This is a genomic window from Arachnia sp., assembly GCF_057238465.1.
In genome coordinates this window covers 81,777-97,308 of sequence record NZ_DBHHFZ010000008.1, presented here as the reverse complement: position 1 = coordinate 97,308, position 15,532 = coordinate 81,777, and the positions used below count along the sequence as shown (strand labels likewise).

Genomic DNA, 15,532 nt, shown 5'->3' with positions numbered 1-15,532 from the left:
TCCCTCCCGGCCCCGCGCATCGGCGCGGGGCCGGGAGGTTTTTCTACAGCTTCTCCATGGGGGCGTGGCTGATTGCGAGGCGTTTCTTTCCCGCGGAACCGAAATCCACGTCCACCTGCTGCTTCGGACCGGTGCCGTGAACGGCCAGCACCGTTCCGAGCCCGAAGGCCGTGTGCGCCACGCGATCCCCGACCGCCAGGTCGCTGACCGCCGGGCGTTTCCCCCCACCCGACCCGAAACTCAGCGCATCCCTGGTCCGTGACCTGCGTTCCGCGCTGCTGGCCGCCCAGGTGGTGGGGGCCTCCCCGAGACGACGCCAGTCCATCAACCCCGCCGGGATCTCCTCCAGGAAACGGGATGCCGGGTTGTGTGCCGGCTGTCCGAAGGTGACCCGCACCGTCGCGCGGGACAGGTGCAGCAGTTTACGAGCCCGCGTGATGCCGACATAGGCCAGCCGGCGTTCCTCCTCTAGTTCGTCCCGTGATTCCATGGCGCGCAGGTGCGGGAAGACGCCGTCCTCCATGCCGGTGAGGAACACCGTGTCGAACTCCAGGCCCTTCGCGGTGTGCAGGGTCATGAGGGTCACCACCCCCTGTCCTTCCTCCCCTTCCGGCACCTGGTCGGAGTCCGCCACCAGGGCGATCCGCTCCAGGAAGGCGGGCAGCGAGGCATCGGGTTCGGGCATTCCAGCCGCCAACCCGGATTCGTTCTCCTCGTCGAGATCGACGGCGGTCGCGGCGGCAACGAACTCCGCTGCCACGTTCACCAGTTCCTCCAGGTTCTCCAGGCGCGTCTCGTCCTGGGGGTCGGTGGAGTTCTGCAACTCGGCGAGATACCCGGATTCGGTGAGCACCGAGGTGAGGATCTCGTCGGCGGGATCGCCCTGGGCCATCCTGACGCGGTGCCGTTCGATCAGGTCCACGAAACCGCGGATCTGCTTCGCCGACCGGGTGGCAAGGCCCGGCGCCTCCTCGCTGCGGGAGAGGGCCTCGAAGAAGCAGATGCGCTCCGCAGCTGCCAGCGACGAGACCGCGGCCTCCGCCCGATCCCCGATACCGCGTTTGGGAACGTTGAGGATCCGCCGCACCGACACGTCATCGGCAGGGTTCGCGATGGCCCGTAGATAGGCGATGGCGTCGCGGATCTCACGGCGTTCGTAGAACCTCACCCCACCGACCACCCGGTAGGGCATCCCGACGCGGATGAAAACCTCCTCAAGGGCCCGGGACTGGGCGTTGGTCCGGTAGAACACCGCAACGTCGCCGTAGCGGGCACGACCCTGGTCGACGAGCCGATCGATCTCCCCCGCCACGAACTGCGCCTCGTCGTGTTCGGTGTCGGCCACCCATCCGACGATCGGGGCGCCATCCCCCAAGTCGCTCCACAGCGCTTTGTCGCGGCGCCCCCGGTTCCTGGCGATCACCGCGTTGGCGGCCTGGAGCACGGTGTTGGTGGAGCGGTAGTTCTGGTCCAGCACGATCGTCCGGGCCCCCGGGAAGTCCTTCTCGAAATCGAGGATGTTGCGGATCGTCGCCCCCCGGAAGGCGTAGATGGACTGGTCCGAGTCACCCACCACCATCAGCTCGGCCGGTTCCACGGTCGGCGCCCCGGTGGCCGGAGAGGTGGTCTGCCCGCAGAGCTCGCGGATCAGGGCGTACTGGGCGTGGTTGGTGTCCTGGTACTCGTCCACCAGCACGTGACGGAACCTTCGGCGGTACTTCTCGCGGATCTCGGGGAACGCCTGGAACAGGTTCACTGTGGTCATGATCAGGTCGTCGAAGTCGAGGGCGTTGGCGGCCCTCAACCGCGCCTGGTAGTCCTCGTAGACCTCGGCGTTGGCCTTCTCCACCGGCCCCGAGGCCTGCTCCTTCGCGGTCTCGAAGTCCACCAGGTCGTTCTTCCAGCCGCTGATGGCGTTCATCACCGCACGCACCGGAAACCGTTTCGGGTCGAGTTCCTGGTCCCGCATCACCAGCGACACCAGACGTTTCGCATCGGTGTCGTCATAGATGGAGAAGGATTTCGCGATGCCGAACCGGTCGATCTCGGAACGCAGGATGCGCACGCAGGCCGAATGGAAGGTGGAGACCCACATCAGCTTCGCCCGGTTCCCGACCTGTTCGGCCACCCGCTCCCGCATCTCGGCGGCGGCCTTGTTGGTGAAGGTGATGGCCAGCACGGCGCCGGGATGCACGCCCCGGACCCCCACCAGGTGGGCGATGCGCCGGGTCAAAACCCTCGTCTTGCCGGAACCGGCACCGGCCACCACCAGCACGGGGGAACCGGCGTGGAGCACTGCCTCCCGTTGCGGTTGGTTCAGGTCCTCGAGCAGTTCCCTCTCATCGACGGCCCGCGCCGCAGCCCGCGGAGAAGGTTTGGCAACGGCCGCCTCGTCGGGCGCGAAAACGGCGGCAAGATCGGGGAAGAGGGAGTCAGACATCGTGCCATCACCGTAATAGGCTTGGCCGTCATGAGGCGAGTCCTGAGGTTCCTCCGTGTCGCGATTCCCCGGATAAGCGTCGGCCTGCTGCTGGCGCAGATCGCCTTCATGATCGGCATAACCGGGTGGGAGTCGCTGCGGAAGAAGCACCGGAAGCTGCGGCGTTTCCCCTACTCCCCCGCCAAACCGGTGGCCGTCGGCCAGGACGAGGTCACCGTCTACACCTTCGGCGAGGAGCTCTACCGTGACATGCTCGCCGCCATCGAGGGGGCCCGGAAGGTGGTGAACTTCGAAACCTACATCTGGAAATCCGACGAGGTGGGTGAGGCCTTCAAGGATGCGCTGGGCCGGGCGGCGGCCCGTGGGGTCGAGGTGAACGTCATCTGGGACGATTTCGCGAACCTCGTGGTGCCGCGTCGCTTCTTCAACATGCCGGAGGGGGTGCTCGCGCTCCGGCACCCGGCCTTCCCGAAACCCTGGTCACCAAGAACCTGGGGACGCGACCACCGGAAACTTCTCATCGTCGACCACGAGAAGGGGTTCATCGGCGGCTACAACATCGGCAAACTGTACGCGCAGCAGTGGCGCGACACCCACGCCCGCGTGATCGGGCCGGGGGCTGCGGAACTGGAGAACGCCTTCGTTGATTTCTGGAACCAGAACGCCTGCCGGCAGGGGCTGCCCAAGCTTTCCAACGATCAGCAGCGGCGCTGGGAATCCCCGTTGAAGGTGCACCGGAACGTGCCCCGGATTCAGGTCTACCCGATCCGCAACATGTACCTCGAGGCCATCGACCGCGCCACCGAACGCATCTGGCTGACCCACGCCTACCTCATCCCCGACGAGGACCTGGTGGCCGCGCTCCGTGACGCGGTGAAACGCGGGGTGGATGTCCGGATCATCGTTCCCGACCGTTCCAACCACGCCGTGGCGGACTGGTTGTCGCGGGGTTTCTACACCGACCTGTTGAACTCCGGAATCCGTCTGTTCCTCTACCAGGGGGCGATGGTGCACTCGAAGACCGCGGTGATCGACGGCGCCTGGTCGACCATCGGAACCGCGAACCTGGACCGCCTAAGCCTGTGGGGCAACTACGAGGCGAACCTCGAGATCACCGACCGCGACGTGGCCGCCCACATGGAACACATCTTCTCCGTCGACGAGGACAACACCGTGGAGCTGACCGCCGAGGCCTGGCTCCGCCGGCCCTGGTGGAAGAAGTTCGCTGAATCCCTGCTCAGCCCCTGGCGTCCACTGTTCTGACCGAAACGGGGATGAACCGGGGGTTCACCTGACGGTGTTCATCCCCTCCGTGGGGCATACTTGGTACATGTTCACGATCATCGCGTACATCATCATCGGTCTTATCGGCGGCACGATCGCCAAGGCGATCATGCCCGGGGAGGAAGGCGGCGGCTGGGTCGCCACTGCTGCCCTAGGAGCCTTCGGTGCTCTTCTCGCCGGTTGGCTCGGCCAGCTGATCTTCGATTCCTCCTACCAGGGGATCTTCTCCATCAAGGGCCTGATCTTCTCCGTGGTCGGCGCCATCATCATCCTGGCTGTGCAGGGCTGGTTCAAGAAACGCAAGGCCTGATATCAGGAGACCTGTGTTCGCGGGATCACCCGTCAGGGTGATCCCGCGAACCACGTCTCGAAAGCCGCAGATTCCTGATTCACACCAGATGCCGGTCCGTAGCCCACTTGGTGAGTTGATGTCGGTTGCTCAGTTGGAGTTTCCGCAGCACCGACGAGACGTGGGTTTCCACGGTCTTGATGGAGATGAAAAGTTCCCGCGCCACCTCACGGTACGAGTAGCCGCGAGCGATCAGTTTCAGCACCTCGCGTTCCCGGGAGCTGAGCCGGTCCAGTTCCTCATCGATGTTGGAGATGTCGACGGCACCGGAGAAGGCGTCGAGCACGAAACCGGCCAGACGCGGAGAGAACACGGCATCCCCGGAGGCCACCCGCTGGATGCCCTCGACGAGTTCCTCCGACGAGATCGACTTCGTAACGTAACCCCGGGCGCCCGCCCGGATGACACCGATCACGTCCTCCGCGGCATCGGAAACCGACAGCGCCAGGAATTTCACATCGGGCGCCTTGGCGGCGACCTGTTTGATCACCTCGGCCCCGCCGCCTCCCGGCAGGTGAACGTCGAGCAACACCACATCGGGTTTCGTCTCCAGGATCGAGGCAACCGACGACGCCACGTCGTGGCCCTCCCCCACCACCTGGCACAGTTTCCCGATCTCGTGTCGCACCCCGGCGCGAAACATGGCGTGATCATCCACGAGCACCACCCGCAGCTCTTCCAGCGGTTTGCCCTGTTCCTGATTCATCGACTCAGCTCCAACCTGACCTCGGTACCTTCGCCCGGGGCCGTGCGGATCCGGGCCGTCCCTCCATAGCGCTCCATCCGCGCCCTGATCGATTCTTTCACGCCCCGCCGATCCGGGCGGATCGCGGCCTCATCGAACCCGCATCCACGGTCCCGGATGAACACCTCGACACGCTCGGGTTCAACCTCGGCGAACACGTCGACCCGGGATGCTCCGGAATGCTTTGCGGCGTTCGTGACGGCCTCACCCGCCGCCTGCACCAACGCCGTGGAGGCCTCGTCAAGGTCCATGTCGCTCACGCAGATCACCTCGACCGCGATCGGGAACCGCTCCTCGACGTCGATCCGCATCTGCTCCAGGGCACCCTTGAGGGTCTGCGCCCGGGTCTCCTCCCCGTAGAGCCAGGTGCGCAGCTCCCGTTCCTGGCGGCGCGCCAGCGAGGCCACCAGGACGGGATCGTCGGCCTGGCGCTGGATCAGGGCCAGGGTTTGCAAAACGGAGTCGTGCAGGTGGGCGGCCATGTCTGCCCGCGCCTCGGCACGCAACCGTTCCCGATCCGCGGTCCTGACCCGCGACCAGAGACGAAGCAGCCAGGGAGCCATGACGACGGCCACTCCCGCGAGAAGCGCGACGGCCGCCGCGACCACCGTCTGGAGTCCCTCCCAGCCGAACTGGGAGGCGAGCAGCCAGCTGGTCCCGAAACCCACCAGGATCAACCCACCGACGAGCCGCGCGACGCTGGCGATCGTCTTGGCGCGCGATCCGGACTGCTTATCCGGGGAGCGTGTCCTCAAACCGCCCCCGTCGGCCTGGAACCAGATCAGAACCACACCGACGCCCGCCATCAGAAGCGGCCAGAACAGGGACATCCCCCGGCCGGCCTCGGTGTCATCGCCGGGGATCATTCCCCACAGCACCCCGGCTATCAACGCCCCGACGGAGAACAACATTCCCGCGTCGATCCGTCTGTTGACCCGCTGCGGCCGCATGCTGGCCCGGGTCGCGCCCTCGAGTCCGGGTGCCTCCTCACGCTCACCTGCGGGCACCAGGGCCCACAGCACCCCGTACAGAAATATCCCCAGGCCGTTGAAGAACGCCAACAGCACGAAGGCCACCCGGATCCAGAGCACGGGCAACCGCAGATGCGCGGCGATCCCGCTCGCCACTCCGGCTATCGCCTTCTGGGAGAGGTCGCGTTGCAGCTGTGGGGGGTCGTTCGTGATGGACGGCTCGGAGGTCATGACCCTTAAAGGTTGACACGCCGGGAATCGCCGCGCCACCTCTCGAACCGGGTTTCAGGGCTCTTCAAGGACAACCTCAGGGGAAGTCCTGATGTCAGCTCACCGTTTCAGGGGTAAAACTGGAGGACATGAACGAACTGGTGGATCTGGGGGCGCTGCACCCGCGGCTTGCCCATCTGGACCGCCCGGCCGGTGGTTTCACTCCCGGGTTCTGCCGGGCCATCGGCTCTCGTTTCGGGATCGATCCGCTGCTGATACGCATCCTCTTCATCCTGACCTCCGCGTTGAGCGGGGTGGGTGTGATCGCATACGGCTGGGGAGTCCTGCTCACCCCACGCGCCGGGCGTCAGGCCTTCATCCATCGACTGCTTCCCGCGTTCAGCACCTGGACTCTCCGGACCCAGTGGACCATCATCGTCCTGAGTTCCACCCTGGTGGTGGCCGCGGTCTCCCAGTTGCTGTCCTCGCTGTCCTCCGTGTTGTTGCTGCCGTTGTTCGCCCTGGTGCTGTATCGCCGCTTGCGGGAGCCCCGTAGGCGCCCGGTCTCCCCCACCGTCCCCATCCCCGACGGGGAGCGATCCGCTGCCGAGGCCGATCCCCAGCTGCCCGTCGTGGATCTCTACGCCCCCGAGGCTCCTGAACCCCAGCCCCTCGAACACGGGCGGTGTTCCTGGTTCGGTACGGGGTTGGTGTTGTTCGTCGGCTATCTCGCGGCCACTGGGGTCGTCGTGTTTGATCTGTTGAACAATCCCCTCTTGAGTCTGTCCATCGTCCTCGGTGTCATCGGGGTGATGATCCTCGGATGGGGGCTGCTGGTGCGCAGCCGTCGCCTCCCCGTGGTGTTGCTGCTGCTCGCGGTCATGTTCGCCGGCACCACCGCTGCCCTTGCCACCAGCGAGGTGGAGAGGGCCGCAAACCCCGTCGAGGTCAGCTCCGGCCAGGAGCATCTCAACTATCAGTTCGTGATGACCGGTGAAGGAGTGGTGGATCTCCGGCACCTGCCCGCGGACAGCTCCATGTTCGTTCAGGTGCGGGCCGTCATGAGTGAGGTTCGCATCATGCTGCCAAGGCCGCCGGTCCGCCGCCAAGTGAGGGCCTGGGCGCTCGACGTGTCCTGGCCCGGGGGCACCGCTCCCCGGGAACACGATCCCGAGGAGCGGGGAATCCAGTTGTTCATAGACGGGTATCTGTCCAGCGTGGAAGTGGAGTACCCCTCATGAAACGGCTGGATGTTCCGACCATGGTCACGGGTGTGATCGTCACCGGTTTCGCGGCTGTCTCCGCGTGGGCCGCCCTCGGACAGGGATTCGTCATCCCCATGAGGATGTTGTTCGCGGGTGTGCTGCTGGTGGCGGGTTCGCTGGGGTTGATGATCATCCTCGGAAGTTCACCCGGAGACAGGAAAACCAACGAAAGGAAGAAATGATGGCACTCGTTCGTTCGGACTCCGACAAGTGGATCGCAGGCGTCGCCGGAGGCATCGCCGAAGCGACCGGCTACGACTCCAGTACCGTGCGCCTGGTGCTCGCGCTGCTCATGGTGTTCGCCGGTTCCGGTCTCCTGATCTATTTCGTTCTCTGGGCCATCATGCCCCGCCCCACGGGTGGTTCCCTGGCCGAGGACGGACTGCGGGAGGTCAACAGGTGGCGCCGGGAACGGCACCGCTGATCCCCACTCCCGGGCGTCCCATCGGCCGGCGCCTTGTCCGTGAAACAGGCGGGGTGGCGTGTTCCGGCGGACCGTATCCGAAGCGTTCCGCCGGGCACCCACCCCTCCGGACGGCGTCATGACGCGCAGATCGAGTGCGACTACGGTCTCAGCGTCCTGCGGAATTCGCTGGGAAGCATTCCGGTTTCACGTTTGAACAGCGCCGAGAACCGACTGGCGCAGGTGTATCCCACGGCCCGCCCCACCTGTTCGATGGTGAGACCGGGCTGGCGCAGCAGCATCTCGGCCCGGTTCATGCGCCGCTCCTGGACGTACTGGGTGAGTGTTTTCCCGTTCGCCCTCTTGAAGGTTTCCTTGAATTTCGTGGGGCTCATGCAGGCGATCAAGGCCAGATCCGAGACGCGCAGATCCGCGGAACAGTGGTCGTCTATGTAGCGCACCACGTCGTGGATGCGCTCGCGGTCGATGGGGTTCAGAGGCCTGGTCTCCCGGGGCTGGACACGCCTGGACCGCTCGACGATGAGTCCCATCGCCTCGAGCACCTTTCCCTCGTAGTAGAGCTCATTGCGGTACGCGTCGCCCGGTTGCGGCCAGAGCTTGGACAGCAGCGCCCTCATCTCGGGGAACTCGTCGCCACTGCCCAGCGCGACGAAGGCCTGCTCGACGCTGTGGAACTCACCGTTGAACTCTTTGGCGAGGTATTTCTCGGCGAACTCGGGCGCCATCTCGATGGAGACGCTCTGAACGGGGACTGTGTCATGGACGACGCCTCGCCAGGGACCGCCTCCGATGCTCTGTCCCCAGATGGAGTCCGTTTTGAGTTTGCGGTAGGGGCTGAACTCCTCCCCCGAGACGGACTTGAACCATGCGACGGTCAGATAGCTCGGCGGATCCGATTCCATGACGTAATCGCCCGTCATGACGAAATCGTGAATGCTGATGGTCCACAGGGCCTCCTCGGGGGACAGGAAGTGAAACCATCCGTTCAGTTTCTCGCCCCGAGATCTGTACGAGACCCAGAGCGGACCGAACCCGCGGGGGGATTCCGTTGTCACGAACGGCGAGCCCCCCAGGCTGGGCTCCTGAAACGGTTTCTTCACCCTCCCGTCCTTTCATCATGTGACGATGGGACACAAATCTGTGCGGATGGGACGGAACATCCCCCGGAAAACTCGGCTGATCCACGCACTTCCATATACTGACGGGTGAAAAATAGCATAGGCTAACCTGATACGAAAGGACGGATGATGGGATCGTCCGCCGCTGATACACGCGCGAGGGGGCTCACCGCCCGCGACTTGGTCACCACCGGTGTGTTCACGGCGCTCTACCTGGTGTTCATGATGGTGGGAGGCGTGTTCTTCGCCACGAACCCCGTGCTCACGTTCTGGATGCCGGCCGCTGCGGCGTTGCTCACGGGGCCGGTCTACCTGCTGCTCATTGCCAAGGTCCCCAAACACGGCCCCCTCATCATTCTCGGCGTCGTCGAGGGGGTGTTCCTGTTCGTCACGGGCATGTACTGGGCGTGGGCGGTGGCCTGTGTCGTGCTCGGTGTCGTCGCCGACCTGCTCGCCAGCGCCGGGGGTTTCAAGAACAAAGCGCTGAACTTCACGGCATTCATCCTGTACTCGCTGTCACCCATGGGGTCCTACCTCATGCTCTGGGTCGATCCGAGCGGCTACACGTCATACCTGACGGGAAGTGGCGCGGAACACGCCTACATGGACACGATGATGTCCACGGCCACGGAATGGATGCTTCCCGCGATGATCCTCGCCACCATCGCCTGCGCCATCGTGAGCGGCCTGGTGGGCATGCGCCTGCTGCGCAGGCAGTTCGAAAAAGCCGGCGCGACGGCATAGGGGAGGCCCGCGTTGACATATCAGGTCACGTTGGGATCCCTTGCCTCACGCCGGAAGACTCCTTCGAAAAAAGGCATCCGCCTTGATCCGCGGACCAAACTCGCGGCGATAGCAGCCATGGCGGTCGCGGTGGCGCTCGCCTCGAACATGATCTGCGAGGCCGCCCTGATGGGCCTCGCCATCGTCTTCGGCGTGGTTCTGGGCAGGTGGAAGAGCTCCGCGGTCACGCTCGTCCTCTATGCGACGATCGTCACGGCAGCGCAGTTCATCCCCCACATGGGCGGCATCGCGCTGCGAACGTTGTTCTTTTCCTTCTTCCTGCTGATCCGCAAGGTTTTCGCCTGCGGTCTCATGGCGTACGCGACGATGGCTACCACCCCCGTCAATGAGCTGATGAGCGCGCTTGTGAAAATCGGCACGCCGCGCTCGGTGACGATCCCTGTTGCTGTCGTCGTGCGCTACCTGCCCGCGGTACGTGAGGACTGGGGGTTCATCAAGACCGCCATGCGGATGCGTGGACTCTCACCGACCCCTCTCGGTCTGATCCGGGCCCCGATGCGGACGATCGACTGCGTCTATGTCCCCGTGCTCATGAACGCGGGGCGCGTGGCCGACGAACTCTCCATGGCCGCGATCGCGCGCGGCATCGAGAATCCAACCAGGCGCACCTGTTATCTGCACATCGCCATGGGTTTCGCGGACTACGTGATGCTCGCTCTCTTCTGTGCCGCCGTCGTCGGTGCACTGGCCCTCAGGTTTCTCGCATGATCGGGTTCGATCACGTCTCCTTCTCGTACCGAGCGCCAGCCGCTGCCAACCGGGCGGGGGTCGAGGATGTGTCGCTGTCGGTGGGTTCCGGTGAGGTGGTCGTGCTCTGCGGCCGCTCCGGGTGCGGTAAATCAACCCTGCTGCGCCTGGCGGGCGGGCTCGCTCCCCGTTTCTTTCCAGGAGAGGTGCTGGGCAGTGTCCTGCTCGACGGGGAGGCCGTGGACGGACTCACCACGTGGGAGATCGCCCGGAGGGCGGGCTCTCTCTTCCAGAACCCACGCACCCAGTTCTTCAACGTGGACACCACCGGGGAGGTGGCGTTCGCCCTGGAAAGCGCGGGCCGGCCCGAGAAGGACATCCGGGCGCGCGTCGATGCGACCTTCGAGGAGCTGGGTCTGCGGTCCCTCGCGGACCGCAACATTTTCCGGCTCTCGGGTGGGGAGCGCCAGAAGGTGGCCTTCGCGAGCGTCTGGGCCATGCACCCCGCGAACCTGCTGCTCGACGAGCCGACGAGCAACCTGGATCTGCCCTCGATAGCGGACATGGCCGAGTTCGTGAAACACGCGAAGGAATCGGGGTGCGCAGTGCTCATTGCCGAACATCGCCTGTCCTGGTTGACCGGAATCGCCGACAGCTACGTGTTCCTGGAGAACGGGCACCTCCGTTGCGCAATGACGGCCGACGAGTTCGCCGCACTCGAAGCGGAGGATGTGAGCCGGATGGGCCTGCGGGTGCGCGACCCGGACGAAATAGTCCCACGCGCAGCCATGGCCAGCGAGGTTTCCACGGTCCGCGACGCGACCCCGAACCCCATCCTCGCGGCACGCGGACTCACTCTCGACCGCGGCGGTGAGCCCGTCCTCAGGGAGGTCGATCTGGATCTGTTCGCAGGTGAGGTCTGCGCCCTCATCGGCAGCAACGGGGCGGGCAAGACGACGCTGTGCCTTACGCTGTGCGGTTTCGAACCCAGGGCGCGGGGAACGGTCACGATCGGGGATGCGGCGGCCACCCGGAAGAAACGCACCCGGGTCTCGTCGATGGTCTTTCAGGACGTCAACTACCAGCTCTTCGCCGAGAACGTCGCCACCGAGGTGACCTTCGGCCTGTCGCGCCAGCGGGCCGGGGCCGTGGACACGGACACCATTCTGCGTGAGCTCGCCCTGGACGATGTGGCAGACAGGCACCCGGCGACGCTGTCCGGCGGCCAGAAGCAGCGCCTGGCCGTTGCCGCGTGCGTGGCTGCCGACAAACGGATCCTCGTGTTCGACGAGCCCACGAGCGGTATCGACCTGGACGGGATGCACCGCGTGGCCCGTCTGCTGAGACGGCTGGCGGGCCAGGGAAGGGCGGTCCTCGTGATCACCCACGACCTGGAGCTCATAGCGCGCGCCTGCGACCGGGTCCTGCACATGGACGGTGGCCGCGTCACCGAGCAGGCGCGGGTGGCCGACGAGTTCGACGCGATCCGGGAGATGATGGGTTCGTGAGGTCCTCGAAACCTGTGTGCTGCGTCACGACGGCGGCGTGGATCGTGGCGATCCCACGGATTCTTCTTCCAGATTCCAGATGCGGTTTTCATCTGAGCAGCCGGTAAGACAACTGAGGAGATGAAGACCGGAGGTGACTCCTACAACAGCTGCCTCTGCGCTTTGCAGCCACGTACCGAGCGCGATTAGTCCCACACCTACCGCACCAGTGCACGGGGGCCTGCGAGAGCCACTACTCCTCGCCCCAGCTTCGAGTCGGGGGTGACGTCCTTGGCGTCAAGCGATGGTGCTATTCGCGGTCGGGGTTGATCCAGCGGATGCCGTCGAAGCGGGCGAAGTCGCTGTCGAAGGAACATATGCCGGTACCGTGCTCGATGGCGAGAGCGGCCAGATGAGCATCCGCGACGAAGTTCCCGCGCAGATCGCCGTCGATGAGAAGCCGTCCGAGGATGTCGCTGTGGCGGTTCCCGGGGTTGGGCACCCAGGCCTGGTCGGCGTCCAGCCAGTCGGTGATGCACCTCCACGCGTCCGCTGGCTTCAGAGGGTTCGCGCTTATTCGTGGGTGGGTGATGATGCGTTGGAACGCCATCAGCGACACCCATGGCAGCCCCACACGTTCAACCCCGTTCATCGCTTCCTCCAGCCACGTCCGCGCGGAGGTGTGAAAGTGGGACTGCTCATCGACGGCGTAGAGCAGGACGTTGGCGTCGACGATCACCGGGCGTCCTCGACGTCGTACTGGTCGAGCAGCTCGAGCGTGCCGGCGACATCGGTGGCGTCGACCCTCAACCCGACGCCGGCAGTCCGCTGCCGGAAACGCGCGGGCTTCCGCTTCTGGGCCAGGCCCGCGCGTGCGAGCTCGTTGACGGCCTCGCCCAGACCGATGTGGCGCTCTCGGCGCAGGCGCTCCGCCGCAGCGGCGACCTCGGGATCGAGTCGTAGCGTTGTCCTCACGACACCACCGTAGCATCACAGATTCATGAATCACGCATCACTGATGCGATCCGCGCTTCGAGAGGACCTGGATTGGCCTGCCGGGAGATTCTTTTCAGCGTCAGGGAGTTGTGAAACGTTTCGCCCCGAGTCACTCCCATTCGATGGTGGCCGGCGGTTTGCTGGTGATGTCCAGGACCACCCGGTTGACCTCGGCACACTCGTTGGTGATCCGGGTGGAGATCTTCTCCAGCAGTTCCCACGGCAGTTTCGCCCAGTCCGCGGTCATGGCGTCGTCGGAGGTGACGGGCCGCAGCACGATGGGGTGCCCGTAGGTACGTCCGTCGCCCTGCACCCCGACGGAACGCACATCCGCCAGCAGCACCACCGGGAACTGCCAGATCTCCCGTTCCTTCCGGGCGTTCGCCAGCTCCTGGCGGGCGATGGCATCGGCGCGCCGCAGCACGGCCAACCGCTCGGCGGTCACCTCACCGATGATGCGGATCCCCAGGCCGGGGCCGGGGAAAGGATGCCGCCACACGAGTGAATCGGGCAGGCCGAGTTGCAGACCGACGGCCCGCACCTCGTCCTTGAACATGGTGCGCAGCGGCTCGATCAGCGTGAACTGGAGGTCTTCGGGCAGCCCGCCCACGTTGTGGTGCGACTTGATGTTCGCGGTACCCGCCCCGCCACCGGACTCCACCACGTCGGGGTAGAGGGTCCCCTGCACCAGGAAATCGATGCCACGTTCCCCCGCCAGCTTGGCGGCCATCGCCTCGAAGGTGCGGATGAACTCGCGGCCGATGATCTTGCGTTTCTCCTCCGGGTCCGAAACCCCTGCCAGGGCGCCGAGGAACCGCTCGGACTCGTCGGCCACCACCAGGTCCACCCCGGTGATCTCGACGAAATCCTCCTTGACCTGTTTGGCCTCCCCCTCACGCAGGAGGCCGTGATCGACGAAGACGCAGGTCAGCTGCGGCCCGATGGCCCGCTGCACCAGCGCCGCGGCAACCGCGGAATCAACCCCCCCGGACAGGGCGCAGAGCACGCGACTGTCCCCCACCTTGGCGCGAATTTCCGCGATGGCCTCGCTGACCATGTTCTCGGGAGTCCAGTCCGGGGTCAGCCCCGCGATGTGGAACAGGAAGTGTTCCAGCACCTGCTGCCCCCACTGGGTGTGCACGACCTCCGGGTGCCACTGCACCCCCGCCAGCTTCCGCATCCGGCACTCGAACGCGGCAACGGGGGCCCCTGCCGTGCGCGCCAGCACGTGGAAACCCTCCGGGGCGCGGGAGACGGAATCCCCGTGGCTCATCCACACGTTGAGCGTGTTCGGGAGGGTGGCCAGGAGTTTTCCGCTGTTCTGGATTGACAGGGGCGTGCGACCGTACTCGCGCTGCCCGGTCTTGGCCACCGAACCGCCCAGGGCCTGGGCCATCACCTGGAAGCCGTAGCAGATCCCGAAAACCGGGATCCCGGCCTCGAACAGCGCCGGATCGACCTGCGGTGCGTTGTCGGCGTAGACCGACGACGGCCCGCCCGACAGGATGATGGCCGATGGCTGCCTGGCCAGGATCTCCTCAACGGAGGCGTCGGAACCGATGATCTCGGAATAGACGTGGGCCTCACGGACTCGTCTGGCGATGAGCTGCGCATACTGGGCGCCGAAATCGACCACGAGTACCAGATCATGCTGGGAAGTCATGAGCGAGAGTCTAGGCCCAGCTGATCCAGTCGAGCCAAACGATGAGGCACCACGGCCAGGTGTCCAGCATGTGATACGACGGATCGTGGCGGGAATAGCGACGCCGAAGGGTCCGTTGTCACCTACATGACCGTTTACTCCAATGTCACCGAGCTCATCGGACGCACCCCCCTGGTCAAGCTGAACCGCATCGCCGGGGACAACGCGACCGTCATCGCGAAGCTCGAGTTCTACAACCCCGCCAACTCCGTCAAGGACCGCATCGGCGCCGCCATCATCGAGGCCGCAGAGGCCTCCGGCGAGCTGAAGCCGGGCGGCACCATCGTCGAGGGCACATCCGGCAACACCGGTATCGCGTTGGCGATGGTTGGCGCAGCGAAGGGGTACAAGGTGGTTCTGGCCATGCCCGAGACCATGTCCTTGGAGCGCCGGGCCCTGCTACGCGCCTACGGCGCTGAACTGGTGCTGACTCCCGGCCCGCTGGGCATGAAGGGGGCCGTCGCGAAGGCCGAGGAGATCGCTGAGGAACGTGGCGGCATTCTGGCCCGTCAGTTCGCGAACCCGGCCAACCTCGCCGTGCACCGCCGCACCACCGCCGAGGAGATCTGGGCCGACACCGACGGCAAGGTTGACATCTTCGTGGCCGGGGTGGGCACCGGTGGCACCGTCTCCGGGGTCGGTCAGGTGCTCAAGGAACACAAACCCGGGGTGAAGATCATTGCCGTCGAGCCCACCGAGTCGCCGATCCTGTCCGGTGGCCAGCCCGGCCCGCACAAGGTCCAGGGCCTCGGAGCGAACTTCGTCCCGGAGATCCTGGACCGCGACGTGATCGACGAGGTCATCACCCGCAACATCGACCAGTCCATCGAGTTCGCCCGGGCGGCCGCCACCCGGGAGGGCCTGCTGGTCGGCATCTCCTCCGGCGCGGCTCTCTCCGCGGCCGTCGAGGTCGCCAACCGCCCCGAGAACGCCGGCAAGACGATCGTCGCAGTGCTGCCCGACTTCGGTGAACGCTACCTGTCCACCGTCCTGTTCGAGGGTCTCGTCGACGCCTGATCCCCGGGACGGGGAAGAAGCGGATCCCCGGAA

Annotated in this window: 16 protein-coding genes; 9 read left to right on the top strand and 7 right to left on the bottom strand. The window is 65.5% G+C overall.

The genetic code is table 11. The features are described 5' to 3' along the window. Positions 1-43: 43 nt before the first annotated feature. Positions 44-2,440: a DNA helicase PcrA gene (pcrA, locus tag ACO6D6_RS09685; RefSeq protein WP_484785056.1), complete on the bottom strand. Its 2,397-nt coding sequence runs from the start codon at positions 2,438-2,440 to the stop codon at positions 44-46. 30 nt (positions 2,441-2,470) lie between these two features. On the opposite strand from pcrA, the gene ACO6D6_RS09680 reads away from it, so the two are divergent. Next, complete coding sequence (locus tag ACO6D6_RS09680) at positions 2,471-3,703, top strand: phospholipase D-like domain-containing protein (RefSeq protein ID WP_484785055.1); 1,233 nt, start codon at positions 2,471-2,473, stop codon at positions 3,701-3,703. A 67-nt stretch (positions 3,704-3,770) separates the two neighbouring features. After that, positions 3,771-4,034, top strand: a complete 264-nt coding sequence (locus ACO6D6_RS09675) for a GlsB/YeaQ/YmgE family stress response membrane protein (protein ID WP_484785054.1) — start codon at positions 3,771-3,773, stop codon at positions 4,032-4,034. A gap of 79 nt (positions 4,035-4,113) precedes the next feature. Here ACO6D6_RS09675 and ACO6D6_RS09670 read toward each other — a convergent pair whose 3' ends face one another. After that, positions 4,114-4,779 (bottom strand): response regulator, encoded by a 666-nt coding sequence (locus tag ACO6D6_RS09670; protein ID WP_484785053.1) that lies wholly within the window; start codon positions 4,777-4,779, stop codon positions 4,114-4,116. Next, positions 4,776-6,020, bottom strand: coding sequence for an ATP-binding protein (locus ACO6D6_RS09665; protein ID WP_484785052.1), 1,245 nt, complete (start codon positions 6,018-6,020; stop codon positions 4,776-4,778). The genes ACO6D6_RS09670 and ACO6D6_RS09665 overlap by 4 nt, the downstream gene beginning before the upstream one ends. Before the next feature lie 128 nt (positions 6,021-6,148). Between ACO6D6_RS09665 and ACO6D6_RS09660 the strand changes: the two genes are divergently transcribed. Genes ACO6D6_RS09660 through ACO6D6_RS09650 form a run of 3 tightly spaced genes read left to right on the top strand, consistent with a single transcriptional unit; the run spans position 6,149 to position 7,688 of the window. Then, positions 6,149-7,240, top strand: coding sequence for a PspC domain-containing protein (locus ACO6D6_RS09660; protein WP_484785051.1), 1,092 nt, complete (start codon positions 6,149-6,151; stop codon positions 7,238-7,240). Beyond that, positions 7,237-7,446: a hypothetical protein gene (locus ACO6D6_RS09655; RefSeq protein WP_484785050.1), complete on the top strand. Its 210-nt coding sequence runs from the start codon at positions 7,237-7,239 to the stop codon at positions 7,444-7,446. Before ACO6D6_RS09660 ends, ACO6D6_RS09655 begins: the two co-directional genes overlap by 4 nt. After that, on the top strand, positions 7,446-7,688 hold the full coding sequence (locus ACO6D6_RS09650; RefSeq protein ID WP_484785049.1) for a PspC domain-containing protein: 243 nt from the start codon (positions 7,446-7,448) through the stop codon (positions 7,686-7,688). Before ACO6D6_RS09655 ends, ACO6D6_RS09650 begins: the two co-directional genes overlap by 1 nt. Positions 7,689-7,828: 140 nt before the next feature. Here the strand turns inward: ACO6D6_RS09650 and ACO6D6_RS09645 are convergent, their stop codons facing one another. Continuing rightward, a complete protein-coding gene (locus ACO6D6_RS09645) occupies positions 7,829-8,788 on the bottom strand; it encodes a helix-turn-helix domain-containing protein (protein WP_484785048.1) in 960 nt (319 codons plus the stop codon). A gap of 144 nt (positions 8,789-8,932) precedes the next feature. Between ACO6D6_RS09645 and ACO6D6_RS09640 the strand changes: the two genes are divergently transcribed. The 3 genes from ACO6D6_RS09640 to ACO6D6_RS09630 are packed head-to-tail and all read left to right on the top strand — an operon-like array spanning position 8,933 to position 11,805. Beyond that, positions 8,933-9,550, top strand: a complete 618-nt coding sequence (locus ACO6D6_RS09640; RefSeq protein ID WP_484785047.1) for an MptD family putative ECF transporter S component — start codon at positions 8,933-8,935, stop codon at positions 9,548-9,550. 12 nt (positions 9,551-9,562) lie between these two features. Then, positions 9,563-10,318 (top strand): energy-coupling factor transporter transmembrane component T, encoded by a 756-nt coding sequence (locus ACO6D6_RS09635; RefSeq protein WP_484785046.1) that lies wholly within the window; start codon positions 9,563-9,565, stop codon positions 10,316-10,318. Then, entirely contained in the window at positions 10,315-11,805 is a 1,491-nt protein-coding gene (locus ACO6D6_RS09630; RefSeq protein WP_484785045.1) for an ABC transporter ATP-binding protein, read from the top strand. The genes ACO6D6_RS09635 and ACO6D6_RS09630 overlap by 4 nt, the downstream gene beginning before the upstream one ends. A 289-nt stretch (positions 11,806-12,094) precedes the next feature. On the opposite strand, the gene ACO6D6_RS09625 is transcribed toward ACO6D6_RS09630, so the two are convergent. The 3 genes from ACO6D6_RS09625 to guaA all read right to left on the bottom strand — a co-directional run bounded on the left by ACO6D6_RS09625 (position 12,095) and on the right by guaA (position 14,443). Continuing rightward, positions 12,095-12,523, bottom strand: coding sequence for a TA system VapC family ribonuclease toxin (locus ACO6D6_RS09625; protein WP_484785044.1), 429 nt, complete (start codon positions 12,521-12,523; stop codon positions 12,095-12,097). Beyond that, positions 12,520-12,759 carry a CopG family transcriptional regulator gene (locus ACO6D6_RS09620; protein WP_484785043.1) on the bottom strand — a complete coding sequence of 80 codons (240 nt, stop codon included), beginning with the start codon at positions 12,757-12,759 and terminating at the stop codon, positions 12,520-12,522. Before ACO6D6_RS09620 ends, ACO6D6_RS09625 begins: the two co-directional genes overlap by 4 nt. Before the next feature lie 130 nt (positions 12,760-12,889). Continuing rightward, positions 12,890-14,443: a glutamine-hydrolyzing GMP synthase gene (guaA, locus tag ACO6D6_RS09615; protein WP_484785042.1), complete on the bottom strand. Its 1,554-nt coding sequence runs from the start codon at positions 14,441-14,443 to the stop codon at positions 12,890-12,892. 126 nt (positions 14,444-14,569) lie between these two features. Between guaA and cysK the strand changes: the two genes are divergently transcribed. Beyond that, the gene (cysK, locus tag ACO6D6_RS09610; protein ID WP_484785041.1) at positions 14,570-15,499 is read left to right on the top strand and encodes a cysteine synthase A; all 930 of its coding nucleotides are present in this window, start codon (positions 14,570-14,572) and stop codon (positions 15,497-15,499) included. Positions 15,500-15,532: the final 33 nt, after the last annotated feature.